Consider the following 22,419-nt stretch of genomic DNA (forward strand, 5'->3'; position numbering starts at 1 on the left):
TTGTCTAGCGTCAACTTCGATATATTGGCAAGCGTTCGATATTTCGGACAGTGAGGGGATTCCGGCCATGCCCCAGGACACCGCGCCCGACCGGGAGCTGCGCAGCCGCCACTGGTTCGGCGCCGACGGCCGCTCCGGCATGCTCTACCGCTCCTGGATGCGCAACCAGGGCTTCGCCGACGACGTCTTCGACGGGCGCCCCGTCGTCGGCATCGCGGTGTCCGGCTCCGAGCTGGCCCCCTGCAACGCCCACCTGTCCCGCATCGCCGAGTCGGTCAAGCGCGGCGTGTGGGAGGCCGGGGGGCTGCCCCTGGAGTTCCCCGTCATGGCCCTGGGCGAGACGGTGCTGCGCCCCACCGCCATGCTCTACCGGAACCTGCTGGCCATGGAGGCCGAAGAGCTGTTCCGCGCCAACCCCCTGGACGGCGTCGTCCTGCTGTCGGGCTGCGACAAGACCACCCCCGGCCTGCTCATGGCGGCCGCCAGCACCGACCTCCCCGCCCTGATGATCACCGGTGGGCCCATGCTCAACGGCAAGTTCCGCGGCGAGGACATCGGCTCGGGCACCCACGTGTGGAAGTTCGAGGCCGAGGTGCGGGCCGGCCGGATGAGCGAGGCGGACTGCGCGTTCGCCGAGTCCTGCATGTCGCGCTCCAACGGGCACTGCATGACCATGGGGACCGCCTCCACCATGGCCTGCATGGCCGAGGCGCTGGGCATGCAGCCGCCCTACGGCGCCACCTGGCCGGCCGTCGACGCCCGCCGGTACGCCATGGCCCAGCGATCCGGGCGCCGGATCGTGGAGTTGATCCACGACGACGTCCGCCCCTCCTCGATCATGACCCGCGAGGCCTTCGAGAACGCCGTCCGGGTCAACGCCGCCATCGGCGGCTCCACCAACGCGGTCGTGCACCTGCTGGCCATCGCCGGGCGCCTGGGCGTGCCGCTGGAGCTGGACGACTTCGACCGCCTGGCCCGCGACGTGCCCACCCTGCTCGACCTCATGCCCAGCGGCCGGTTCCTGATGGAGGACTTCTGCTACGCCGGGGGCCTGCCGGCGGTCATCGCCGAGCTGGGCGACCTGCTGCACACCGACGCGGTCACCGTGACCGGCGAGCCCATCGACGCCCCGGCGCGCGCGGGGCAGGCGCCGTGCCACGACCGCCGGGTCATCCGCCCCTTCGACGAGCCGTTCCAGCCCGCGGGCACCGGCACCGCCGTCCTGCGCGGCAACCTCGCCCCGTCGGGGGCCGTGGTCAAGCAGTCCGCCGCGGACGAGCGCCTGCTGGTCCACCGCGGGCGCGCCAGGGTCTTCGACTCCCCGGAGGAGTACTACGCCGTCGCCGAGGACCCGGACCTGGACGTGGACGCCGACACCGTGCTGGTGCTGCGCAACTGCGGCCCCTCCGGCTACCCGGGGATGCCCGAGGTCAGCAACGTCCCCCTGCCGTCCCGGCTGCTCGCCCAGGGCGTCACCGACATGGTGCGGGTGTGCGACGGGCGCATGTCCGGCACCGCCTACGGCACCGTGGTGCTGCACGTCGCCCCCGAGGCCGCCGTCGGAGGGCCGCTCGCCCTGGTGCGCGACGGCGACGAGGTCGAGCTGAACGTGCCGGAGCGCTCCCTGACCCTGCACGTGGACGACGAGGAGCTGGAGCGCCGCCGGGCCGCCTGGACGCCGCCCGCGCCGCTCGCCGACCGCGGCTGGGTCCGGCTGTACTGCGACACCGTCCTGCAGGCCGACCGCGGCGCCGACCTGGACTTCCTCGTCGGCTCCAGCGGGGCGGACGTGCCGCGCGAGTCGCACTGACGGCGCACCGACGGCGCGCGGCCGTGAACGGGCCCGGCGCGCCGACCGGTATAGCCTGGTCGGCGACCGGCGCCCGAAGGAGGACGGCACGCAGATGGCACGGCGCACACCCGCGGTCCAGCGCAGCCTGGACATCCTCGAACTGTTCCTGGACGGCCGGGACTCGGTCAGCGCTCCGGAGATCGTCGAGGAGCTGGAGCTGCCGCGCACCACCGTGCACGAGCTGCTCAACACCCTGACCGGGCGCGAGTACCTGCACCGGCACCCCGACGTGCCCGGCCGCTACCAGCTCGGCATCCAGCTCTTCCGGCTCGGCAGCCGCTACTCCGAGGGCCTGGACGTGCCCAAGATCGGCCAGCGCGTCGCCCAGGAGGTCGTCCAGGCCTGCAACGAGACCGCTCACGTGGCGGTGCTCGACGGCCTGCACATCATCTACATCGCCAAGGTGGACAGCTCCCACGCCGTGCGCATGGTCTCCAGCCTGGGCCGCAGGCTCCCGGCGCACTGCACCGCGCTCGGCAAGGCGCTGCTGGCGAGCCTGCCCGAGGCCGAGTTGGACCGCCGCCTGGAGGCCGGGCCGCTGGAGGCCCTGAGCGAGCGCAGCATCACCGACCCCGCGCGCCTGCGGGCCGAACTGGACCAGGTGCGCCGGGAGGGGTGGGCCATGGAGGAGTGCGAGGCCAACCCCGACGTGTGCTGCGTGGCCGCGCCCGTGCGCGACCGCTCCGGGCAGGTGGTGTCCGCGCTGAGCATCTCCGTCCCGGCGCACCGCTGGTCCCGGGCGCGCCGCGACGAGCTGCGCGGGGTGGTGACCGAGGCGGCCGACCGGTTCACCGCGCTGCTCGGCGGCGCGCCCGCGCCGGCCGGTCAGCTCAGCAGGTAGAGCAGGCAGGTCCCGGCGAAGGCCAGCACGCCCACCGCCGTCGCCTGCACGGTCCACGTGCGGAGCATGGTGGCGGTGTCCAGGCGGAGGAACCCGCGCACCAGCCAGAACCCCGAGTCGTTGACGTGCGAGAGCACGATCGACCCGGCCGCCACCGCCAGGACGGTCAGGGCGAGCTGGAAGGGCGAGTACCCGCCCGAGGCCTCCACCGCGGGGGCGATGAACCCCGCGGCGGTGGTCGCGGCGACCGTTGCCGACCCCTGGGCGACCCGCATCACCACGGCGATGAGGAACGCGGCGAGCAGGAGCGGGATGCCCAGGGCGTCCAGGCGCGAGGTCAGGGCCTCGCCGATGCCGCTGCGGGTGAGCACGGCGCCGAACATCCCCCCGGCGCCGGTGAGCACGATGATGCCGCAGACGGGGGCCAGGGCGCGGTCGATGAGGCGGTCGAGGACGTCGCCGCCGTGCCGGCGCCGCCACCCCAGCAGCCACAGCGCCATGAGCACGGTGATGAACAGCGCCGAGGGCGTGGCGCCGACGGCCGCGGCCGAGCGCACCCACAGCGCGTCGCCGTCGACCGCCCCGGCGACCGCCAGCGCGTCCAGGCCGGTGTTGAGGAAGATCAGGCCGAGCGGCAGCAGCAGGAGGAACAGCAGCACGCCCATGCCCGGGGGCGGGCCGTCCAGCTCCCGGTCGTCCTCGCCGCCGAAGATGGCCGGCACCGGCAGGTCGTGGCGGCGCCCGAGCCACAGGCCCAGCCGGTAGCCGCCCAGGTACCAGGCGGGCAGGCCCACGGCCAGCCCCAGCACGACCACCAGGCCCATGTCGGCGCCGATGATCTCGGTGGCGCCGACCGGCCCCGGGTGCGGGGGCAGCAGGGCGTGCATCACCAGGAACGCGCCGGTGGAGGGCAGGGCGTAGAGCAGGACCGATCCGCCCATGCGCCGCGCCACGGAGAAGATGACCGGCAGCATCACGACGAAGGCGGCGTCCAGGAAGATCGGCAGGCCGAACAGCAGTGAGGCCACGCTCAGCGCCAGCGGGGCGCGGCGCTCGCCGAACAGGCGCAGCAGCCCGTCGGCGAGCACGGCGGCCCCGCCGGAGACCTCGATCATCCGGCCCAGGACGGCCCCCAGGCCGACGAGGAGGACGACCGATCCGAGCGTGGACCCCATGCCCTCGGTGAGCACGGGGACCAGCTCCTGGGGCGGGACGCCGGTGGCGAGCGCGGTGGCGGCGCTGACCAGGATGAGCGCCAGGATCGCGTTCAGGCGCAGGCGGATGATGAGCAGCAGCAGGACGGCGACGGCCAGCACGGCGATGGTGAGCAGCCAGCCGGCGGGCAGGGCGGCGGTGTCGTTCATGGGGGGCATGGGTGCGGTGCCTCTGTCTCGGGGGTGGGAGGGGGAGCGCGCAGCCAGGTTCGAAATATCGAACATTATTCGTTATTTCGGGCACCGTAATCCACCCGTGTGACCGGGGTCAACCCGGGCAGTGGCCTCCGTCACCGCGTTGACCCCCGCGGGCGGGGCGCTCTAGGGTGAGTTCGAAATAAAGAATGACGTCCGATATTTCGAACCTTCCTCGAACCCCTCGCTCTCGGGAGTGTCCATGAGTGCTCTGCTGGATCCGCTCGGACTGCCGCCGTCCGGCGGCGGACCGCCCTCCTCCCCCCGCGCCTTCCCCGGGGGCGGCGCCTGGCGGCTGGAGATCCCCAGCGTCGAGGGCCCCGACGCGCTCGCCGCGGTGATCGAGGCGGCCGACGGGCTCGGCGTCCCCGTGCACCGCGTCTCCCAGGGGTCGGGGGTGGGGATGCTCACCGACGCCGAGATCACCGACATGGTGCAGGCCGCCGGCGAGCGCGGGATCGAGCTGTGCCTGTTCGCCCGCCCCGGCGCGAACTGGGACACCGGCGCGGCCTCCGCGACCGCCGCCCGGGCCCTGGTCGCCCGGAGCCGCGGGCGCGGGCAGCTGGCCGCGGGCGTCGCCCAGGCCGAGCGGGCCGCGGCCCTGGGCGTGGGCAGCGTGCTGGTCGCCGACGAGGGGCTGCTGTGGGCCCTGCACCTGCTGCGCGATCGGGGCGACCTGCCCGCCTCCCTCCAGCTCAAGGTCTCCGTGATGGCCGGACCGGCCAACCCGGCCGCGCTGCGGGTGCACGAGCTCCTGGGCGCCGACACGGTGAACGTCCCCTCGGACCTGACGACCCACCAGCTCGCCGAACTGCGCGCCGGGTCGCCGGTGCCCCTCGACGTCTACGTGGAGGCGCCCGACGACATCGGGGGCTTCGTGCGCCACCATGAGATCGCCGAGATCGCCCGCGTGGCCGCGCCCGTGTACATCAAGTTCGGGCTGCGCAACGCCCCGGACGTGTACCCGGCCGGGGAGCAGGTCGCCGCGACCGTCCTGGCGGCGTCCCGGGAGCGGGTCCGCCGCGCCCGCCTGGGCCTGGACGAGCTGGCACGCGCGGCGGACGTTCCCGGGATGGCTCCCCTGGGCGCACGAGACCAGCCCGCCCTCGACCGGTTCCCCGCCCCGCCGCCCCCCACGGGAGGCACCCCGGCCGCATGATCCCTACGGCGGCGGGGGCGACCTCGCCGCCGCCGTGCCCGCCTCGCAGGGCGGACATGGCGGATACGAGGGGGTCAGGGGTCCTGCCCGGCGCCCCCGCTCCGGCCGTGAAGGGCGTCGGCCCGGTTCCAGCTTTGGAGCTTGTCGGGGTTGAGGACGGCCCAGATGCGCGTGATCCCGTCCTCACCGATGTCGAACGCCAGAACGGTCGCCGTGGCTCCGTCCCGTTGCACCGCGAGCCCCGGCTGACCGTTCACCACGCACTCGGCCACCGCCACACCGGTCGGCATCCGTTCGGCGAGGGCGAGGAAGTGGCGGGCGACCTGTTCGGCGCCCTCGATCGGCCGGAGTGCCGCCTGTGCCAGACCGTTGCTGTCGGCGGCCGCCGTGACGCCGGGATCGAGAAGGCCGACCAGCGCATCGATGTCATGGGCCTCCCACGCCGCCTTGAAGGCCCGGACCGTCTCGGCCCGCCGGTCCTCCGAGACCCGGGCGGCGTCGAAGGAGCGCGCCCGGCGGCGGGCCGACGAGGCGAGCTGGCGGCAGGCCGCGGGCGTCCGGCCGACGATCTCCGCCACCTCGGGGAACGGATAGCCGAAGACGTCGTGGAGGACCAGGGCCACGCGCTCGGCCGGCGTCATCGCTTCGAGCGCGACCAGGAACGCCATGGTGACCGATTCGTCGAGGGTGATCCGGTCCGCCGGGTCACCGGCACCGCCCGGCGCCCGGCCCGCGCTCGACCACTCCACGGACCCGGGCAGCGGCTCGGGGATCCATTCGCCGACGTACCGCTCCCGGCGGGCCCGCGCCGAGCCGAGCACGTCCAGGCAGACGCGGCTCGCGACCGTGGTCAGCCACGCGCCGGGGGAGCGGACGGCGTCCCGCTGGTCCGCGGACATGGCGTACCAGCGGGCGTAGGTCTCCTGCACCGCGTCCTCCGCCTCGGCGACGGAACCCAGAAGCCGGTAGGCGAGAGCGACCAGCTTGCGCCGCTCGCTCATCACCGCTTTCAGTCCCGGGTCCTCCGGGCCGGGGAACGGGCGGTCACTCGTGGCCATTGCGGATTCCCGACGTCCATGGGTCCGTCAAGCCGTCCTCCACGAAACGCACAACGGTCGGCGGGGTCACGGGACCCTCTCTCCCAACTGCTGCATCTGGGAGAAGATGTCGACGACCCCCCACGCTTCGGCGACCTTTCCCTCGGAGAAGCGGACGACGAAGATCTCGCCGTAGGTGACGGTCCTTCCCGTGGGCGCGAGGCCGCGGTATTCGCCCTGGTGGGTCCCCCTCACGGTGTTCCGGACGACGATCTTGTCGCCTTCGGCGATCGTGTCCTCGACGGTGACCCGGATGTCGGGGAACGCCCGAAGCAGCATCGCCCAGGCGCCTTTCACGGCGTCGCGCGCCGTCGGGCCCACCGGCCCCGTGGCGTGGAACACGGCATCGGGGTGGAACACCTCGTCGACGGTGCGCGAGATCCGCTCCAGATCACGGCTGTCGGTCGCCTCATGGAGCCGTTCATAGACGGCCCTGTTGATCTCCTGGGGTGTCATAACGAGAATTCCTCCTTGGGTGCAGTGGTCGATGCCCTCAGAAGGCGAACCCGAGCGGTTCGGTAACCCCGGTTCGCGCTCCCACCCCTACTGACGACGCGGCCGTGCGGAATGTGAGGCCGCCCCCGGAAAGGAAGGCCCCACCATGGGCCCGGTCGTTCTGACAGTGTTCGTCTCCGAGGACAGCGCCCCCACGTTCGGCGCCATCGGCCTGTTCTGGATCGTCGTGGCGGCGCTGATGCTCTGGCGCCGGCGCCGATACCGGTTCAAAGGCGTCACCGTGCCCGGCCGGGTCGTGGCGCTGCGGGGTGAGTCCGGGGAGGGCGACAATCCGGTCTACTACCCGGTCGTCGACTACCGCACCGCCGATGGCCGCCCGATGCGGAGGCAGGGGTCCATGGGGGCCTACCCGGCCCGCTTCACCGTCGGCCAGGAGGTCCAGGTGACCTACCTGTCGAAGAACCCCGAGCGGATCCAGATCCGAGGCGAGGGGTCGGTGCTCCTCGGCGGGATCTTCGGCGTCATCGGTGTGGCCTGCCTGTGCGCCGCCGTCGCGATCGCGGCCACCGCTCCCTGAACCCCCGGCCCGCCGCCGCGCCCGGGGCGCGGGCAGGGGCGCGGTACGAGGGTTCCTCCGGTGGGGGTCAGCGCTGACGGGCGGGGCGGACGACGATCTCGTTGACGTCGACCTCCGGGGGCTGGGCGAGTGCGTACGCGACCGCCGACGCGATGGCGTCCGGGGCGATGGCGTGGGCCCGGTAGGCGCGCATGGCCGCGGCGGCCCCCGGATCGGTGATGGTGTCGGCGAGCTCGGATTCGACCACGCCGGGGGAGACGGTCGTGACCCGGATCGAGGGGTCGGCCTCCAGGCGCAGTCCCTCGGTGATCGCCCAGGCCGCGTGCTTGGTGGCGCAGTACACGGCCGCCGTGGGCACGACCTCATGGGCGCCCACGCTGGCGATGGTCACGAAGTGGCCCGCGCCCCGCTCGGTGAAGACCGGCAGCGCGGCGGCGATGCCGTGCAGCAGGCCGCGGACGTTGACGTCGATCATCCGGTCCCACTCGTCGGTGAGCAGGGCGTCCAGGCGGGAGAGCGGCATGACGCCGGCGTTGGCGACGAGGGCGTCGACGCGGCCGTGGCGTGCGAGGGCGGCGGCGACGAAGCGCGCGACGTCGGCGCGGTCCGTCACGTCCAAGGGGACAGGGTGCACGCTGCCGGGCGATTCCGCCGCACGGTCGGCGAGCGCGCGCAGCCGGTCGGTGCGGCGGGCGCCGGCGACGACGTGGTGGCCGTCGGCGGCGAGGCGTTCGGCGACGGCCTCGCCGATGCCGCTGCTGGCGCCGGTGACGAGGACGACCTTGCGGTCGGCGGGCGAGCCGCCTTCGGTGTGTGGTGTGGTCATGCCCTGAGGCTGCCCGGCGCGCGGGCCGGGCGGGAGAGACGGGATCCTCCTGGGTGCAGCGCACCCAGGAAGACGGCCGGACCCCGACCTACGATTGGGCCCATGGCAGCACGCACCGAGCTCGGCGCCTACCTATCCGCCCGCCGCGCCCAGGTCACCCCGGCCGAGGCGAACCTCCCGACCACCGGCCACCGCCGTGTGCCCGGGCTGCGCCGCGAAGAGGTGGCCCTCCTCGCGGGCGTCAGCGCGGACTACTACGTCCGCCTGGAGCAGGGCCGTGAGCGCAGCCCCTCGGCCCAGGTGCTCGACGCGCTGGCGGCCGCGCTGCGGCTGGGGGAGGACGGACGGCTGCACCTGTTCCGCCTCGCGGGTGTGGGGCCGCGCGCCGCGGCGGCCGCCGTCACCGACCGGGTGGAGCCCAGCCTGCTGGCCCTGATGGACGCCTGGCCGCACAATCCGGCCATCGTCTACAACCGCGCGTACGACGTCCTGGCCTCCAACGCCATCGCCGACGCCCTCTTCCACGACTGGACGCACTCGCACAACCTGATGCACGTGGTCTTCACCGACCCGGCCGCCCGCGCCTTCTACCGCGACTGGCACGAGGTCGCCCGCAATTCGGTCGCCGGCTTCCGCTTCGGCCACGGCACGGCCCCGGACGATCCGCGGGTGCGGCAGGTGCTGGGCGAACTCCTGGAGGCGAGCCCCGAATTCGCCGAGCTGTGGTCACGCCACGACGCCCGGGGCAAGGCCCTGGAGAGCAAACGCTTCACCCACCGCGACGTCGGCCCGCTGACGCTGACCATGCAGACCTTCGACGTCCGCTCCGCCCCGGGCCAGGAACTGGTCGTCTACCACGCCGAGCCCGCCTCCCCCAGCAGCAGCGCCCTCGCCCTCCTCGGCTCCCTGGCCGCCGGTACGGCCGCCCACGGACCCGGCACCTGAGGGGCGGCCGGACCGGCCGAGCGCACGGGCGGCGGTGACGTGGACGCCCCGCGCCTCAAAGCGTGTCGTTCGACCCGTAGGTGAGGATGACCTGGTCGTCGGACAGGTCGTCGTAGAGCTCATCGGTGAGGTCGTCGTGCTCCTCGTCGGACAGGTCGTGGCCGAACGCCGTGGCCGTCCCCTCCGCATGGTCGACGACCAGGGACGCGCCCTCGGGGAGGAGCGGTGGTTCGAGTCCGGGGAGGGCCATGCGCTCCCAATCGATCGTCACCTCGATCTCGCCGGGGCACTCGTTGAGGGCCTCCGGGAGTACCGCTCCCCACAGGTCGAGCGGCGCGGTGCCCTCATGGCGGCCGCCGGGCTCGGGTTCGCCGCCGACCGGCCGCCCCTTGTCGTCGAAGGAGATCCAGGCGAAGCCCGGAACCTTCACCCGGGTGAACGGGTAGACGGCCGCCTCGTGCTCGACCTCGCCGCCGCGGTAGACGCGGACCGCGCAGGTGTCGCCCGGGTTCGCCACCCACCACCCCTCCCGGATGTATCGGGCCGCCGCTGTCTTGACCTGGTCCAGGCCGGTGCCGACCTCGTACCGCTCCCAGCCCCCACCGCCCTGGTGGAACGAACCTTCGAACAGATAGAAGCCGTACATCGGGCCTCCCGTGTCGCCGCCGTGCCTGCCGTGCGATGGAGCGTAACCGCCGTCACCGACAGGGCGGACGGGACGGCCGTGGCACCGCACGACGCGCGTACACCCCGGAGGCCGGGAGCCCCTGCGGGCGTGGCGGAGGGCGTCCGTGCCTCCGAGCAGGCCCGACGGCCCGGGAATGACCTCGGCCACTCCAAGGGGTTGACGCCGGTCACACAGGACGCCACAGTGGACTAGCCAATGTGCCACTGGGTCACTTCTTCGACGTCTCCCCTCCGAGCCGCCGGCCCGGGCACGCACCCCCCTGTGCCGAGGAGGCGATGTGTCGGTCGAACTCATCACGGTCTTGGCGATGGCGGCGGTCTTCGCCGTCGCCATGGCCGTCCCGGTCAACATGGGGGCCGTGGCCTTCGCCGCGGCCTTCCTGGTGGGCACCCTCGCCGTGGGGATGACCGCCGACGAGATCCTCGCGGGCTTCCCCGGCTCGCTCTTCCTCATCCTGGTCGGCGTCACCTACCTCTTCGCCATCGCCCAGACCAACGGCACCGTCGACCTGCTGATCCGCTGGGCGGTGGCGGCCGTGCGCGGCAGGGCCGCACTGCTGCCGTGGGTGATGTTCGCGACCGCCTCGGCGCTCACCGCCATCGGGGCGCTAAGCCCCGCCGCCGTCGCCATCGTCGCGCCCATCGCCATGGGCTTCGCCGCGCGGTACCGCATCGACGCCCTGCTGATGGGCGCCATGGTGGTGCACGGCGCCCAGGCTGGGAGCTTCTCGCCGGTCAGCGTCTACGGCGGGATCGTCGCCGGCATCCTCGACGACCTGCCCATCTCCATGGACCCGATGGCGGTCTTCGCCCTCACCTACGCCTTCAACCTGGCCTTCGCCGTCGTGCTGTACCTGGTCCTGGGCCGCAGGACGGGCGGCGCCGGGGTGCCCGCGCAGCGCGCGTCGGCCGAGCGGGTCCGGCAGGCGGAGCACGCCGCGGTCGGGGCGGGCGCCGCGCCGGGGGCCGGCGGCCCCGCGTCCGATGACGGTGTCGGCGGCCCCGGGGCCGCGGACCGGCCGGCCGACGGCACGCCCGCGTCCGACACCGGGCAGGGCCCCGCCCGCATCGGGCTTCCGCAGGTCCTGACCCTGCTGGGGCTGGCCGTCATGGTCGTGCTGACCGTCGGCTTCCAGCTCCACCTGGGGGCGGTGGCGATGGGGGTGGCCGTCGTCCTGGCCCTGGCCTTCCCCCGGCAGCAGAAGGAGGCCGTGGACAAGATCAGCTGGCCCATCGTGCTGCTCCTGTGCGGGGTGCTGACCTACGTCTCGGTGCTGGAGGAGGCCGGCACCATCGAGTGGGTGGGCGATGCGGTCGTCGGCCTCGACGCGGCCCTGCTCAGCGCCCTGGTGCTGTGCGTGATCGCGGCCGCCGTCACCGCGGTGGCCTCCTCCACGGCGATGCTCGGCATGCTCATCCCGCTGGCCGCGCCCTTCCTCATGCAGGGGGACGTGTCCACCACTGCGATGATCGCCGCGCTCGCGATCTCGGTGACCATGACCGACATCAGCCCGTTCTCCACCAACGGCGCACTCGTGCTGGCCAACTCGCGCACCGGCGACGCCCAGCGCTTCTCCCGCCGGATGCTCGCCTACACCGGCCTGATGTGCGTCGCCGCCCCCCTGGTGTCGTGGGCGGCGATCGTCGTGCCCGGCATGTTCTGAGCGGCCCCCGTCCGGGGCGGGGCCGCGGTCCCGCCCCGGTTCAGTCGGCGACCGGCGGCACGTCCGAGACCAGGAGCAGGTGCGCGTACATGGCGTCCGCCGCCGCCCGCGAGTCGCCGCTGCGGATGGCCTCGGCGATGCGCTCGTGGCCGGCCAGGGACCGGTCGGGGCGGTCCGGCTGGGACAGCGACTCCACCCGCGTCTGCATGATCATCGGCGACAGCTCGGCCATCATCCGGGCCAGCAGGCCGTTGCGCGCGGCGCGGGTCACGGCCTCGTGGAAGAGCTGGTCGCCGGAGACGCCGCGCTCGCCCGAGGCGATCTCCGCGCGCATCACCCCGATGGCCGCGTCGATGCGGGCGATGTCCTCCTGGTCGCGCCGGGCCGCGGCCAGCTCGGCGAGCTTGACCTCCAGCGCCTGGCGCGCCTCGATGATCTCCGCGCGCCGGTTGTCGCGGTCCCGCAGCACCTGCAGGACCTGCTCCTCGGTGGGCACGTGCCGGATGATCGCGCCGTCCCCGTGGCGCACGTCGAGGACCCCCTGCACCTCCAGGGCGACCAGCGCCTGCCCCAGGGAGACGCGGCTCACCCCCAGGTCGGCGGCGAACTCGCGCTCGGAGGGCAGCCGGTCGCCGGGGGCCAGGCCGGCCTCCCGGATGTACTCGATCAGCCGCTCCACCAGCTGCTCGTAGAGCCGCGGGCGGGCGAGGCGACGGGGGCGGGGCGGCTGCTTGTCGCTCATGGGTCCCTTCGCGTGGGCCGGTTCGGCGGCGGGTCGTGCGGGTGCTCGGCGGGGTCCTCTTCGGATCATAGCTGGCGCAGTGGCCCGTCCACTGGGCCGCATGAGGCCACGGTCGCCTCTTTTAGGAGCCCGCGCGGACAGACGGGTGCGCTCGTCGTTGATCTCGGGAGGAACGACGCTTCCGGGCCGCGTTTAGGGGCGCTTTTCCCGAGATCAACGACGCCTGTCGGCGCGGGCTCGCGGCCCCGGTCTCCGGGTGCGCTATTGACGAATCGCTCTGTGGGCTATTGGCTAGTCCAGTAAGCCAATGATCCACCGAGGAGGCGCAGTGGCACGAACGACGGAGGCGCGCGGCTGGGCCCCGGTGGGGGAGTTGCTCGCCGGGCTGCTGGACCCGGGGACCTTCGTGCCGTGGGACGGGCCGCCCGGCGGGGAGCCGCCCCACGGCGCCGGCCCGGGGTGCACGCCCGAGTACGCGGCCGAGCTTGAGCGGGCCCATCGCACCAGCGGCGCCGACGAGGCGGTCGTCTGCGGGGAGGGGAGGGTCCGCGGCCTGCGCGTGGCCGTCGCCGCCTCGGAGTTCTCCTTCCTCGGCGGCTCCATCGGGGCCGCGGCCGCCGAGCGGCTGACCCGGGCGGCCGAGCGCGCCACCGCCGAGGGCCTGCCCCTGATCGCCGCGCCCGCCTCGGGCGGAACCCGCATGCAGGAGGGCACCCGGGCCTTCCTGGCCATGGCGAAGGTCTCCGCCGCCATCGCCGAGCACAAGAGCGCCGGGCTGCCCTACCTGGTGTACCTGCGCCACCCCACCACCGGCGGCGTCCTGGCCTCCTGGGGGTCCCAGGGCCATGTGACCCTGGCCGAGCCCCGCGCGCTCATCGGATTCCTCGGTCCGCGCGCACAGGACGCGATCCTCGGGCACCGTCTGCCTGAAGGCGTGCAGTCGGCCGAGAACCTGTACCGGCACGGCCTGGTCGACGCCGTCGTGCCCCCCGAAGACCTGAGGGAGGAGGTCCACCGGCTCCTGACGCTGATGTCCGCAGGAGGCGGTGCCGTTCCGGCGCCCCTCGCCGATGAGGTGGACGAGCAGGCGGGGCCCACACCGGAGGGGGAGGCATGGGACTCGGTCGCCCGCACCCGCCGCGCCGGGCGTCCGGGCCTCGCCGACCTCCTCCGCCACGCGGCGGAGGAGGTCGTGTTCCTCCACGGCACCGGGGACGGTCGGGCCGACCCGGCGATGACCGCAGCCTTCGCGCGCTTCGGCGGCACCGCCTGTGTCCTGGTCGGCCAGGACCGCGCGGCGCAGAACGGGGGGAGCGCGCTCGGCGCCGGGGCGCTCCGCACCGCACGGCGCGGCATCCGCCTGGCCGCCGAGTTGCGCCTGCCGCTGGTCACCGTCATCGATACGCCCGGGGCCGCGCTCAGTGCCCAGGCCGAGGAGGAGGGCATCGCCGGGGAGATCGCGCGCTGCCTCGCCGACCTGGCCACGCTGCCCCGGCCCACCGTGTCGGTCCTGCTCGGCCAGGGCGCCGGGGGAGCGGCGCTCGCCCTGCTGCCCGCCGACCGGGTGCTGGCCGCACGGCACGCCTGGCTCAGCCCGCTCCCCTTCGAAGGGGCCAGCGGCATCGTGCACCGCACCCCGGACCGGGCCGCCGAGGTCGCCGCCGGCATGGGTGCCCGCTCCGCCGACCTGCTCCGGGCCGGAGCGGTGGACCGCATCGTCGATGAGCGCGGCGACGCGGCCGACGAGCCCGGGGCCTTCTGCCGCCGCATGGGCGCGGCGATCGGACGGGAGCTGGGCACCACGTCCGCCGAGGACGACGGGGCGCGGCTCGCCCGCCGCCGCGCCCGCTTCCGGAACCTCGGGACCGCCTGAACGGCGGCCCGCGGACCGGCCCTTCCACCGACCCCGTCACCGACCGCGTCACCGACCGCCCCGTCCCGCCGGGGCGCCGACCAGGGAGCAGGACACCGAGATGGAGAACCTCACCGACACGGCCGCCGGCCCGCGCGAGACCGGGGGGCCGCTGGCCGGGATCGTGGTCGCCGACCTGAGCCGCGCGCTGGCCGGGCCGCACGCCGCGATGCTGCTGGGCGACCTCGGCGCCCGGGTCATCAAGGTCGAGCGCCCCGGCAGCGGCGACGACACCCGCGGCTGGGGACCACCCTTCGCCGGTCCGCAGGAGGACCCGGTGAGCACCTACTTCCTCTCGTGCAACAGGAACAAGGAGTCCGTCGAGCTGGACCTGAAGGCCGAGGAGGGCCGCGAACGGCTCACCCGGCTCCTGCGGGTGGCCGACGTGCTGGTGGAGAACTTCCGGCCGGGCGTCCTGGACCGGCTCGGCTTCGGGGCCGAGCGGCTGCGGGCGATCAACCCGCGCCTGGTGGTCTGCTCCATCACCGGTTTCGGGCACGACGGGCCCGAGGGCGGCCGGGCCGGGTACGACCAGATCGCCCAGGGGGAGGCCGGGCTGATGAGCCTGACCGGCCCCGACCCGCACACCCCGACCAAGTCGGGGGTGCCCATCGGCGACCTGCTGGCGGGGATGAACGGCGCCCAGGGGGTGCTGGCCGCGCTGTACGAGCGGGAGCGGACGGGGCGCGGGCGGATCGTGCGCACCTCACTGCTGTCCTCGATCGTGGGTGTGCACGCCTTCCAGGGCACCCGGTGGACCGTCGCGGGGGAGGTGCCGCGGGCGATGGGCAACCACCACCCCTCGATCGCCCCGTACGGCGCCTTCGCGTGCGCCGACGGGGTGCTCCAGGTGTCGGTCGCCAGCGAGGGGCAGTGGGACCGGTTCGCCGCGCTCGTGGGCCTGGAGCCGGGCGACCCCCGGTTCGCCTCGAACGCCGACCGGGTGGCCAACCGGGAGGAGCTGACCGCCGAACTGGAGCGGCGGTTCAAGGAGGACGGACGGGACCGCTGGCTGGAGCGCCTGACCGGCATCGGCATCCCCTGCGGGGCGCTGCGCACCATCGACGAGGTCTACGAGTGGGAGCAGACGCGCTCCCAGGGCCTGGTCATCGAGGTCGACCACCCCGCCCTGGGCCGCATCGAGCTGCCCGGCCCGGCGATCCGCTTCGACCCCGACGGGGCGGCGGAGGACGAGGCGGAAGGGGCCGGGCGGACGGCGCCGACCGGGGGCCACAGGCCGCCGCCGATGCTCGGCCAGCACACGGCCGCCGTACTGGCCTGGCTGGACGCCACCGCCGACGAGCGCGCCTGAGCCCCCCTCAGAGCGCGTCGTCCGCCCCGGTGACGACGGCTCGTTTCCCGTGCAGGTCGGGGATGGTGATGTCGATGGGCCGCAGGCGCTTGTCTGACGGGTGCGGTCCGCCGCGGGGCGGTTCACCGCGGTGCGTCACTGGGCGGTCCAGCCGCCGTCGGCGGCGAGGAGCGCGCCGGTGATGAAGGAGGAGGCGTCGGAGGCGAGAAAGGCGACGGCCTCCGCGATCTCCTCCGGGCGTCCGATTCGGCCCAGCGGGTGGGCCGGGCCGAAGGAGGCGAGCATCTCCCGTCCGTTGTCGACGACGCCGTCCATGATGTCGGTGTCGATCACGCCGGGGAGGACGGCGTTGGAGCGGATGCCCTTTGGGCCGCCCTCGATCGCCAGCACCCGGGTGATCTGGGCCAGGGCGCCCTTGGAGGCGGCGTAGGCGGTCTGGGTGGCGAAGGCGACGACGGACGAGACGGAGGCGATCGAGACGATGGCCCCGCCGCGGCCGGACGCCTCCATGGCGCGGAAGGCCTCGCGGGCCTGGAGGAAGTTGCCGCGGGCGTTGACGCGCAGGATGGCGTCGAAGTCGTCGGCGGTGGTCTCGGTGACGGGTTCGTTGAGGGTGCGGCCGGCGTTGTTGACCAGGATGTCCAGGGAGCCGAAGCGGCTCGTGGCCAGCTCCGCGGTGGCGCGGGCGTGGTCCTCGTCGGCGACGTCGCCGACGAGGGCGGTGATGGTGTCCGGGTCCTCGGCGGCCAGGTCCTCGACGGCCGCCGAGCGGTCGGTGACGACCAGGCGGGCGCCGCGGGCGTGCAGCAGGGCGGCGGTGGCGCGGCCGATGCCGCGGGCGGCACCGGTGACGACGGCGACGCGGCCGGTGAGGTCCCAGGGGGCGGGCAGAGATGCGGTCATGCGGTTCCTCCGGTGGTGTTCAGCGGGTCGGCCGGCCCGCCGTCTTCGGAGCGGGGTGTGGCCGTGCCGTCGAGGCTGCCCCGGTCGCCGGTGGGACGGGAGAGGCGGGATCCTCCTGGGTGCAGCGCACCCGGGAAGACGGCCGGACGCCGACCTACGATGCGTGGAGCCCGGCCCGCCGGCCCTGACGGACGCCCGGCCGCACGATCCCGTTCCCCTGAAAGGAATGGTCATGACTGAAAACGCCGCCCTCGGCGCTCCGGTCCTCGATGCCGAAACGGAGGCCGCCATCGAATCACTGGCCAACGGCCTCGGCTACGCTTCCCGGTCGCCCGTCCTGCGGACCCCCGCTGAGCACGGTCTCGCGTACGAGGAGATCTCCTACCCGTCGTCCGACGGAGTCCCGCTCGAAGGCTGGTTCATCCCGGCCGAGGGATCGACCAGGCTGATCGTCGGCATGCATGCCTTCGGATTCAACCGGTACGGGTTCCCGAGCCACGTCGAGCCGTGGAAGTCCGCGTTCGGGCCGGGAAACGACACCGAGATCGACTTCACGCTCGATTACAAGGTCCTCCACGACCACGGCTACAACGTCCTCGCCTTCGACTTCCGCAACTGCGGCCTGAGCGGCGACGCCAACGGCAACCGGATGTCGAACAACCACTTCGAGACCCGTGACGTGATCGGGACCCTGGACTACATCCGCTCCCGGCCGGACCTGTCGTCCATGGCGCTCGGAATCTTCGCCCGCTGTATGGGCGCCGGCGTGGTGTTCCGGGCGATCCACTCCCGTCCGCAGGCGTTCGACGACGTCGCCTGCCTGGTCGCGCCGCTGCTCCTGTCTCCACGCGTCTTCGTGGAGGCGACCCTGGAGGGAGCGGGCCTGGGAGAGCACATCGACGAGGTGGATCGCCGATTCCGGCTCCTGACGAGCAGGACGCTGGCCGATGGGAACGTCAGCGACTGGGCGCCGTCGGTCACCGTGCCCACGCTGACCTACGGCGTGTACGACGACGCGATCACCCGCCCTTACGATCTCGAGAACGCCTACGCGGCCCTGGGCGCGACTGAGAAGGACATGTTCTGGATCGAGGACGAGACGGTTCGGTGGGCCGGCTACCGGTACTTCCAGCGTCACCCGCAGCGGATCTTGGACTGGTTCGACACTCACATGAAGTGATGTGGGGTGCGTGTCCGCCCCGGACCCGCAAGGTGGACGGCCCGTGTGATCAGGCCGTCCACCCTGCCGTCTCGCTGGAGCCCCCACGGTGCCTACCGGAAGGCGGGCGCGACCTCCTTGATGAACAGTTCGAGGGAACGGCGCTTCTCCTCGTGGGGCAGGCTGTTGTCGATCCAGAAGCCGTACTCGTCGATACCCAGCTCCTCATAGCGGCGCAGCCGCTCCACGAGCTCGTCCGGGGTCCCGATCATCGCGGTCCTGTGCAGGGATTCCGGCTCGAATTCCGGGCGCCCCTCGAACTTCGACACCGGGCTGGGCTCGAGGAAGCCGTTCTCGGGCGTCCGGTCGTTGCCGAACCAGGCGTCGAAGGTGCGGTAGTAGCGCTGGACGGCCTCGGCCGCAGGGCGCCAGCCGTCGGGGTCCTGAGGGCTGTGCACGTGGGTGTGCCGCAGCACCATGAGTTCGCGCCTCGGCACCTCGGGGTGGTCGCCGACCGCGGACTCGAACTTCTCGACCAGGTTCTCGACCTCCTCGATCCCCTTCATCAGCGGCGTGACCATCACGTTGCACCCGTTGGCGACGGCGAAGTCGTGGGAGGCGGGGTCCCGGGCGGCGATCCACATCGGCGGGGTCGGCCGCTGCACCGGCTTGGGCACGCTGGTGGAGGTGGGGAACCGCCAGATCTCCCCGTCGTGGGCGTAGTCGCCCTGCCAGAGCGCGCGGACCGCCGGCACGAGCTCCCGGAGGTACCGTCCGCCGTCGCCGGCCGCCAGGCCGTCCGCGAGGCGGTCGAACTCGAACTGGTGGGCGCCCCGCGCCAGGCCGATCTCGGCCCGGCCGCCGCTGATGACGTCCAGCAGCGCGGTCTCGCCGGCGGCCCTGATCGGGTTCCAGAACGGGGCGACGACGGTGCCCGCGCCGAGCCGGATCGTCGAGGTGCGCGCCGCCAGGTAGGCCAGTTGCGGAATGGGGCTGGGGGAGGCGACGAACTCCATGGAGTGGTGTTCGCCGATCCACACCGTGCTGAAGCCGCCCGCCTCGGCGATCTGCACGAGTTCTGTCAGGTCCTCGAACTGCCGGGACGGGCTCACGCTCTCGTCCCAGCGTTCCATGTGCGCGAACAGGGAGAATCTCATTGCTGCTCCAGGTGTGCGGTGTCGGCGGGGCGCCCCGTGTCGGCGCCGTCGTTCTGGCCGTCGTTCTGTCGTCCGGCGTCCGGGCCGGTCCCGCTCGCCGAATCCATCTCGGCGAGGGTCACGTCGCCGGTGGCCCAGTGCGTCCGCGGCACCTCGCGGACGACGACACGGACGTACTCCGGCCGGGTGCCGGTGGTGCGGACCACCGCTGCGTGCACTTCGCGCATCAGGGCCCGGACCTGGGCCGCGGTGCGTCCTTCGGCGAGGGCGATGTCGACCTGCGGCATCTCAGCTCCGCAGCACGAAGGGGTCGGCCACGGGCTCGTCGCTGGTGTTGATCCAGACGCTCTTGAGCCGCGTGTACTCCTTCATGGTCTCGGTGCCGTGCTCGACCCCCGCCCCACTGGTCTTGAAGCCCTGGCGCGGGGACATCGGCGACATGGCCCGGTAGGTGTTGACCCACACCGTCCCCGCGTCCAGGCGCGCGGCCATCCGGTGGGCCCGTCCCAGACTTCCGGTCCACACCCCCGCCGCGAGGCCGTACTCGGTGTCGTTCGCGAGGCGGATGACCTCCTCCTCGGTGTCGAACGGCATGATCGCGAGGACGGGGCCGAAGATCTCCTCCCGGACGACGCGCATGCCGTTGTCCACGTCGACCAGGATGGTCGGCTCGTAGAAGTACCCGCCGAGGCCGCCGCCGTCCGAGGGGCGGCCGCCGGTGAGGATGTGGGCCCCCTCGGCGCGTCCCAGGTCGACGTACCCGGCGACCTTGTCCCGCTGCTCCTCGAACGCCAGCGGGCCGATCTCGGTGGCGTCCTCCATGGGGTCGCCCATGCGGATGCTCCGCGCCCGCTCGGCCACCCGCTCCAGCAGCTCGTCGTAGACCGAGCGGTGGGCGAACACGCGGCTGCCGGCGATGCAGGTCTGGCCCGCGGCGGCGAAGATCCCGGCGACCACCCCCATGGCGGCGTTCGGGATGTCCGCGTCCTCGAACACGATGTTGGGCGACTTGCCGCCCAGCTCCAGTGTCGACCCGATGAACCGGCCCGCCGCGGCCGCCGCGATGCGGGAACCCGTCGCGGTGCTGCCGGTGAACGAGATCTTCGCGAGGTCGCGGTGGTCGACGAGCGCCTGCCCGGCCTCGGCCCCGAAACCGGTGACCACGTTGACCGCACCGGCCGGGAGGCCCGCCTCGATGGCGAGCTCGCCCAGCCGGAGCACGGAGGCCGAGGTGTGCTCGGAGGGCTTGACCACGACGGTGTTCCCGGCGCACAGCGCGGGGGCCAGCTTGCTGCTGGTCAGGGTCAGCGGAGAGTTCCAGGGGGTGATGGCCCCCACGACGCCGAGGGGTTCGCGGCTCGTGTAGTTCAGGACCGTCCGGTCCGAGGTCGGAACGACGTCGCCGTGGATCTTGTCGGCCAGGCCCGCGTAGTAGTGGTAGTACTCGGGCAGGGCGGCGAGCTGCCCGCGCATCTCGCGCAGCAGCTTGCCGTTGTCCCGCGTCTCCATGCGGGCGAGCTCCTCGGCGTTCTCGGCGATGAGGTCGCCGAGCCGTCGCAGGAGGTGTCCGCGCCGGGTCTGGCTGAGGTCGCGCCAGCGCGGGTCCTCGAACGTCCGCTTCGCCGCGGCCACCGCCCGTTCGATGTCGGCGGCGTCGCCCCGGGCCGCCCGGTAGAGCGGCCGGCGCGTCGCCGGGTCCGTGCTCTCGAAGTGGTCCCCGGAGGCGGGCTCGACCGGCTCGCCGCCGATGAGATGGCTCAGCTTCTTCACGTCAGGCATGGGTGCTGTCTCCGATGAGGGCGGTGACGTGCTCGGCCACGGCCTCGGGCCGCTGGACCGGGAGCATGTGGCGTGTTCCGGGCACGACGGCGGCCCCGCAGTCCGGCAGGGCGGCCGCGAGCCGGCGGGTCATGTCGGGCGTGGACCCCGGGTCGTCCTCCCCGGTGACCGCCATGGCGGGGACGGTGATCCGGTGCAGGTCGGGGGCGAGGTCGGCGTCGGCGGTCGCGAACACGCGGTAGCAGTTGCGGAAGGACTCCACGTCGTTGGCGCGCAGGGTCGCCTCGGTGCGGCCCACCCACTCGGCGCCGACGCCGGTGCCCGCGAACCACCGGCGCAGGGACGCCGAGACCGCCGCATCGAAGTCGGTGTGCGCGAGGCGGAGCCGTTCGAAGACCTGCTCCCGCTCCTCCGGCGTGCGCCTGCACACCGAGCTGACCGAGGTCAGGGTCGCGACGAGCTCCGGCCGGTGCAGCGCCAGGTACTGCGCCACGAGCGCGCCGAGGGAGAAGCCGACGATGTGGGACCCCGGAGGGATCCCGGCCGCGGCGTCGAGCGCCAGGTGCTCCAGGGTGGTCCCCGCCGGGGCGGGCCCGTTCCGCCCGTGCCCCAGGAGGTCGGGCGCCAGGACGGTGAAGCGGTCGGCCAGCAGGTCGGCGGTGGGCTCCCACATCGTGCGGTCGAGCCCGACACCGTGCAGGAGCACGACGGTGGGCCTGCTCATGCCGACCGGTCCCGCTCGGTCGGGAAGGCCGCGAGCCGCTGCTGGGGGCGGCCCTGTGCGGCGGCCGCCAGCGCGATGACGATCTCCCCCGGGTGCGGCGCGTCGGGGATCCGCACCTCCACCGTCTGGTGGTGGGAGCGGACCGTCGCGTCGGTGACGTGCTTGAGCGGGATGTCGAAGACGGCCCCGGCCGCGCCCCGCTTCTCGACCGCGGGCAGGAGCGTGGTGGCGTTCGCCGCCTTGCGGAAGTGGTCGCCGAAGGCGAGGGTGTGGATGAGCGCCGACCCGTGCTCGATCTCGCCGTCGAGGCCGACGATCGCGGCCTTGCCGTAGGCCTGGGCCGGGGCGCCGAGCCCCTCCAGCACCGCGGGCGCGAGCAGCGCGCCGAGGTCCGAGGCGTTCGCGTCGATCCCCGGGCCGAGGTCCTCGACGAAGCCCTGCCCGGCCCACGGGTTCGGGATCACCGCCGCGACGACGGCGACGGTGGCCGGAGGGGAGACCGCGCGTCCCCCCTCGGCCCGCACCTCCTCGACGACGGTGACGATCTTGCGGACGTTCATGACGGCGATCCCTCCAGGGTCTCGGCGGTGACGACCGGGTCGGTCCTGCGGTCCCCGATCCGGGGGTGCGGGCGCGGGCCGGTGGACGCGGCCGCGATGACGACGATCTCGTCGGCCCGGGGGGCGTCCGGGATGCGTGCGCCGATGGTCTGGTAGTGGCTGCGCGTCGCGGCGTGCGTCTTGTGCCAGAGGGGGACGACCAGCGGCTCACCCGCCTCGGCCCGTGCATCGGCGAAGCAGATGATCGACTCGCCCTGGAGCGCCTCCCGGACCAGGTTGCCGAAGTACGGCGTGTGGATGAGCGCTCCGGCGTGCTCGATCTCCCCGGCGGTGCCGACGATCGCCGCCTTCCCGAACGCCTCGATCCCGTGCGCCGGGCCGAGCGCGTGCACGAGCCGGTCGCAGAGCAGTCCGGCCAGCACGGGCCCGACCCGCTCCTGCTCCTCGCCGAGGTCGGCGAGCGGTGCCGCGCCGGACCACGGATTCTCTACGACGGCGGCGACGCTGGCGCGCCGCGCCGGCCGGTCCGGCGCCACCCCTGCCTCAGTGACGATCTCATCGCGGTAGGTCACCAGTTTGCGGACGCGGACCGGTGGGACCGGGGGCGCGTCACCCATCTCTTGCATGCAAGGAACGTTAGGTATCCGTGCCGCGTGAG

Annotated in this window: 23 protein-coding genes; 9 read left to right on the forward strand and 14 right to left on the reverse strand. The window is 73.5% G+C overall.

Going from position 1 to position 22,419, the window contains the following annotated elements:
- Positions 1-67 precede the first annotated feature (67 nt).
- Positions 68-1,810: an IlvD/Edd family dehydratase gene (locus O4J56_RS14810; RefSeq protein WP_270686365.1), complete on the forward strand. Its 1,743-nt coding sequence runs from the start codon at positions 68-70 to the stop codon at positions 1,808-1,810.
- A 94-nt stretch (positions 1,811-1,904) separates the two neighbouring features.
- Positions 1,905-2,693: an IclR family transcriptional regulator gene (locus O4J56_RS14815; protein ID WP_270686366.1), complete on the forward strand. Its 789-nt coding sequence runs from the start codon at positions 1,905-1,907 to the stop codon at positions 2,691-2,693.
- Here the strand turns inward: O4J56_RS14815 and O4J56_RS14820 are convergent.
- Complete coding sequence (locus tag O4J56_RS14820) at positions 2,678-4,057, reverse strand: GntP family permease (protein ID WP_270686367.1); 1,380 nt, start codon at positions 4,055-4,057, stop codon at positions 2,678-2,680. The genes O4J56_RS14815 and O4J56_RS14820 overlap by 16 nt on opposite strands.
- 247 nt (positions 4,058-4,304) lie before the next feature.
- Here O4J56_RS14820 and O4J56_RS14825 point away from each other — a divergent pair, with 247 nt between their 5' ends.
- The gene (locus tag O4J56_RS14825; RefSeq protein ID WP_270686368.1) at positions 4,305-5,261 is read left to right on the forward strand and encodes a hypothetical protein; all 957 of its coding nucleotides are present in this window, start codon (positions 4,305-4,307) and stop codon (positions 5,259-5,261) included.
- Positions 5,262-5,335: 74 nt separating this feature from the next.
- Here O4J56_RS14825 and sigJ read toward each other — a convergent pair whose 3' ends face one another.
- Positions 5,336-6,319, reverse strand: a complete 984-nt coding sequence (gene sigJ, locus O4J56_RS14830; protein ID WP_270686369.1) for an RNA polymerase sigma factor SigJ — start codon at positions 6,317-6,319, stop codon at positions 5,336-5,338.
- A 66-nt stretch (positions 6,320-6,385) separates the two neighbouring features.
- Positions 6,386-6,814: an ester cyclase gene (locus O4J56_RS14835; protein WP_270686370.1), complete on the reverse strand. Its 429-nt coding sequence runs from the start codon at positions 6,812-6,814 to the stop codon at positions 6,386-6,388.
- Positions 6,815-6,959: 145 nt separating this feature from the next.
- On the opposite strand from O4J56_RS14835, the gene O4J56_RS14840 reads away from it, so the two are divergent.
- On the forward strand, positions 6,960-7,391 hold the full coding sequence (locus O4J56_RS14840) for a DUF3592 domain-containing protein (RefSeq protein WP_270686371.1): 432 nt from the start codon (positions 6,960-6,962) through the stop codon (positions 7,389-7,391).
- A gap of 67 nt (positions 7,392-7,458) precedes the next feature.
- On the opposite strand, the gene O4J56_RS14845 is transcribed toward O4J56_RS14840, so the two are convergent.
- Positions 7,459-8,217 carry an SDR family oxidoreductase gene (locus O4J56_RS14845; protein ID WP_270686372.1) on the reverse strand — a complete coding sequence of 253 codons (759 nt, stop codon included), beginning with the start codon at positions 8,215-8,217 and terminating at the stop codon, positions 7,459-7,461.
- Positions 8,218-8,319: 102 nt separating this feature from the next.
- Here O4J56_RS14845 and O4J56_RS14850 point away from each other — a divergent pair, with 102 nt between their 5' ends.
- A complete protein-coding gene (locus O4J56_RS14850) occupies positions 8,320-9,162 on the forward strand; it encodes a helix-turn-helix domain-containing protein (protein WP_270686373.1) in 843 nt (280 codons plus the stop codon).
- Between the two features lie 55 nt (positions 9,163-9,217).
- On the opposite strand, the gene O4J56_RS14855 is transcribed toward O4J56_RS14850, so the two are convergent.
- Positions 9,218-9,808 carry a hypothetical protein gene (locus O4J56_RS14855; RefSeq protein ID WP_270686374.1) on the reverse strand — a complete coding sequence of 197 codons (591 nt, stop codon included), beginning with the start codon at positions 9,806-9,808 and terminating at the stop codon, positions 9,218-9,220.
- 319 nt (positions 9,809-10,127) lie between these two features.
- Here O4J56_RS14855 and O4J56_RS14860 point away from each other — a divergent pair, with 319 nt between their 5' ends.
- Positions 10,128-11,513, forward strand: a complete 1,386-nt coding sequence (locus O4J56_RS14860; RefSeq protein ID WP_270686375.1) for an SLC13 family permease — start codon at positions 10,128-10,130, stop codon at positions 11,511-11,513.
- A 40-nt stretch (positions 11,514-11,553) separates the two neighbouring features.
- Here O4J56_RS14860 and O4J56_RS14865 read toward each other — a convergent pair whose 3' ends face one another.
- Complete coding sequence (locus O4J56_RS14865) at positions 11,554-12,255, reverse strand: FadR/GntR family transcriptional regulator (protein WP_270686376.1); 702 nt, start codon at positions 12,253-12,255, stop codon at positions 11,554-11,556.
- 328 nt (positions 12,256-12,583) lie between these two features.
- Here O4J56_RS14865 and O4J56_RS14870 point away from each other — a divergent pair, with 328 nt between their 5' ends.
- Positions 12,584-14,128, forward strand: coding sequence for a carboxyl transferase domain-containing protein (locus O4J56_RS14870; protein WP_270686377.1), 1,545 nt, complete (start codon positions 12,584-12,586; stop codon positions 14,126-14,128).
- Positions 14,129-14,228: 100 nt separating this feature from the next.
- Positions 14,229-15,479: a CaiB/BaiF CoA transferase family protein gene (locus tag O4J56_RS14875; RefSeq protein ID WP_270686378.1), complete on the forward strand. Its 1,251-nt coding sequence runs from the start codon at positions 14,229-14,231 to the stop codon at positions 15,477-15,479.
- 7 nt (positions 15,480-15,486) lie between these two features.
- Here the strand turns inward: O4J56_RS14875 and O4J56_RS14880 are convergent, their stop codons facing one another.
- Together O4J56_RS14880 and O4J56_RS14885 are read right to left on the reverse strand one after the other, a co-directional pair.
- Positions 15,487-15,618 carry a hypothetical protein gene (locus O4J56_RS14880; protein WP_270686379.1) on the reverse strand — a complete coding sequence of 44 codons (132 nt, stop codon included), beginning with the start codon at positions 15,616-15,618 and terminating at the stop codon, positions 15,487-15,489.
- Positions 15,615-16,382 carry an SDR family NAD(P)-dependent oxidoreductase gene (locus O4J56_RS14885; RefSeq protein WP_270686380.1) on the reverse strand — a complete coding sequence of 256 codons (768 nt, stop codon included), beginning with the start codon at positions 16,380-16,382 and terminating at the stop codon, positions 15,615-15,617. Before O4J56_RS14885 ends, O4J56_RS14880 begins: the two co-directional genes overlap by 4 nt.
- Before the next feature lie 232 nt (positions 16,383-16,614).
- Between O4J56_RS14885 and O4J56_RS14890 the strand changes: the two genes are divergently transcribed.
- On the forward strand, positions 16,615-17,562 hold the full coding sequence (locus O4J56_RS14890; protein WP_270686381.1) for an alpha/beta hydrolase: 948 nt from the start codon (positions 16,615-16,617) through the stop codon (positions 17,560-17,562).
- Between the two features lie 92 nt (positions 17,563-17,654).
- On the opposite strand, the gene O4J56_RS14895 is transcribed toward O4J56_RS14890, so the two are convergent.
- From O4J56_RS14895 to O4J56_RS14920, 6 genes are read right to left on the reverse strand one after another with little or no spacing between them, the layout of a single operon-like run.
- On the reverse strand, positions 17,655-18,698 hold the full coding sequence (locus O4J56_RS14895) for an LLM class flavin-dependent oxidoreductase (protein ID WP_270686382.1): 1,044 nt from the start codon (positions 18,696-18,698) through the stop codon (positions 17,655-17,657).
- Positions 18,695-18,985 carry a tautomerase family protein gene (locus O4J56_RS14900; protein WP_270686383.1) on the reverse strand — a complete coding sequence of 97 codons (291 nt, stop codon included), beginning with the start codon at positions 18,983-18,985 and terminating at the stop codon, positions 18,695-18,697. The genes O4J56_RS14895 and O4J56_RS14900 overlap by 4 nt, the downstream gene beginning before the upstream one ends.
- Before the next feature lies 1 nt (position 18,986).
- Positions 18,987-20,477: an aldehyde dehydrogenase gene (locus tag O4J56_RS14905; protein WP_270686384.1), complete on the reverse strand. Its 1,491-nt coding sequence runs from the start codon at positions 20,475-20,477 to the stop codon at positions 18,987-18,989.
- Positions 20,470-21,201, reverse strand: a complete 732-nt coding sequence (locus O4J56_RS14910; RefSeq protein WP_270686385.1) for an alpha/beta fold hydrolase — start codon at positions 21,199-21,201, stop codon at positions 20,470-20,472. Before O4J56_RS14910 ends, O4J56_RS14905 begins: the two co-directional genes overlap by 8 nt.
- A complete protein-coding gene (locus O4J56_RS14915) occupies positions 21,198-21,761 on the reverse strand; it encodes an amino acid synthesis family protein (RefSeq protein WP_270686386.1) in 564 nt (187 codons plus the stop codon). Before O4J56_RS14915 ends, O4J56_RS14910 begins: the two co-directional genes overlap by 4 nt.
- On the reverse strand, positions 21,758-22,387 hold the full coding sequence (locus O4J56_RS14920; RefSeq protein ID WP_270686387.1) for an amino acid synthesis family protein: 630 nt from the start codon (positions 22,385-22,387) through the stop codon (positions 21,758-21,760). The genes O4J56_RS14915 and O4J56_RS14920 overlap by 4 nt, the downstream gene beginning before the upstream one ends.
- Positions 22,388-22,419 lie beyond the last annotated feature (32 nt).

The sequence above is a fragment of the Nocardiopsis endophytica genome, from assembly GCF_027706725.1.
Taxonomy (GTDB): Bacteria; Actinomycetota; Actinomycetes; order Streptosporangiales; family Streptosporangiaceae; genus Nocardiopsis_A; species Nocardiopsis_A endophytica.

What these genes read in the sequence shown, in the direction of transcription:
- O4J56_RS14810 (WP_270686365.1), top strand. Translation starts at nt 68, where the DNA reads ATGCCCCAGGACACCGCGCCCGACCGGGAGCTGCGCAGCCGCCACTGG.
- O4J56_RS14815 (WP_270686366.1), top strand. Translation starts at nt 1,905, where the DNA reads ATGGCACGGCGCACACCCGCGGTCCAGCGCAGCCTGGACATCCTCGAA.
- O4J56_RS14820 (WP_270686367.1), bottom strand. Translation starts at nt 4,057, where the DNA reads ATGAACGACACCGCCGCCCTGCCCGCCGGCTGGCTGCTCACCATCGCC.
- O4J56_RS14825 (WP_270686368.1), top strand. Translation starts at nt 4,305, where the DNA reads ATGAGTGCTCTGCTGGATCCGCTCGGACTGCCGCCGTCCGGCGGCGGA.
- sigJ (WP_270686369.1), bottom strand. Translation starts at nt 6,319, where the DNA reads ATGGCCACGAGTGACCGCCCGTTCCCCGGCCCGGAGGACCCGGGACTG.
- O4J56_RS14835 (WP_270686370.1), bottom strand. Translation starts at nt 6,814, where the DNA reads ATGACACCCCAGGAGATCAACAGGGCCGTCTATGAACGGCTCCATGAG.
- O4J56_RS14840 (WP_270686371.1), top strand. Translation starts at nt 6,960, where the DNA reads ATGGGCCCGGTCGTTCTGACAGTGTTCGTCTCCGAGGACAGCGCCCCC.
- O4J56_RS14845 (WP_270686372.1), bottom strand. Translation starts at nt 8,217, where the DNA reads ATGACCACACCACACACCGAAGGCGGCTCGCCCGCCGACCGCAAGGTC.
- O4J56_RS14850 (WP_270686373.1), top strand. Translation starts at nt 8,320, where the DNA reads ATGGCAGCACGCACCGAGCTCGGCGCCTACCTATCCGCCCGCCGCGCC.
- O4J56_RS14855 (WP_270686374.1), bottom strand. Translation starts at nt 9,808, where the DNA reads ATGTACGGCTTCTATCTGTTCGAAGGTTCGTTCCACCAGGGCGGTGGG.
- O4J56_RS14865 (WP_270686376.1), bottom strand. Translation starts at nt 12,255, where the DNA reads ATGAGCGACAAGCAGCCGCCCCGCCCCCGTCGCCTCGCCCGCCCGCGG.
- O4J56_RS14875 (WP_270686378.1), top strand. Translation starts at nt 14,229, where the DNA reads ATGGAGAACCTCACCGACACGGCCGCCGGCCCGCGCGAGACCGGGGGG.
- O4J56_RS14885 (WP_270686380.1), bottom strand. Translation starts at nt 16,382, where the DNA reads ATGACCGCATCTCTGCCCGCCCCCTGGGACCTCACCGGCCGCGTCGCC.
- O4J56_RS14890 (WP_270686381.1), top strand. Translation starts at nt 16,615, where the DNA reads ATGACTGAAAACGCCGCCCTCGGCGCTCCGGTCCTCGATGCCGAAACG.
- O4J56_RS14895 (WP_270686382.1), bottom strand. Translation starts at nt 18,698, where the DNA reads ATGAGATTCTCCCTGTTCGCGCACATGGAACGCTGGGACGAGAGCGTG.
- O4J56_RS14900 (WP_270686383.1), bottom strand. Translation starts at nt 18,985, where the DNA reads ATGCCGCAGGTCGACATCGCCCTCGCCGAAGGACGCACCGCGGCCCAG.
- O4J56_RS14905 (WP_270686384.1), bottom strand. Translation starts at nt 20,477, where the DNA reads ATGCCTGACGTGAAGAAGCTGAGCCATCTCATCGGCGGCGAGCCGGTC.
- O4J56_RS14910 (WP_270686385.1), bottom strand. Translation starts at nt 21,201, where the DNA reads ATGAGCAGGCCCACCGTCGTGCTCCTGCACGGTGTCGGGCTCGACCGC.
- O4J56_RS14915 (WP_270686386.1), bottom strand. Translation starts at nt 21,761, where the DNA reads ATGAACGTCCGCAAGATCGTCACCGTCGTCGAGGAGGTGCGGGCCGAG.
- O4J56_RS14920 (WP_270686387.1), bottom strand. Translation starts at nt 22,387, where the DNA reads ATGCAAGAGATGGGTGACGCGCCCCCGGTCCCACCGGTCCGCGTCCGC.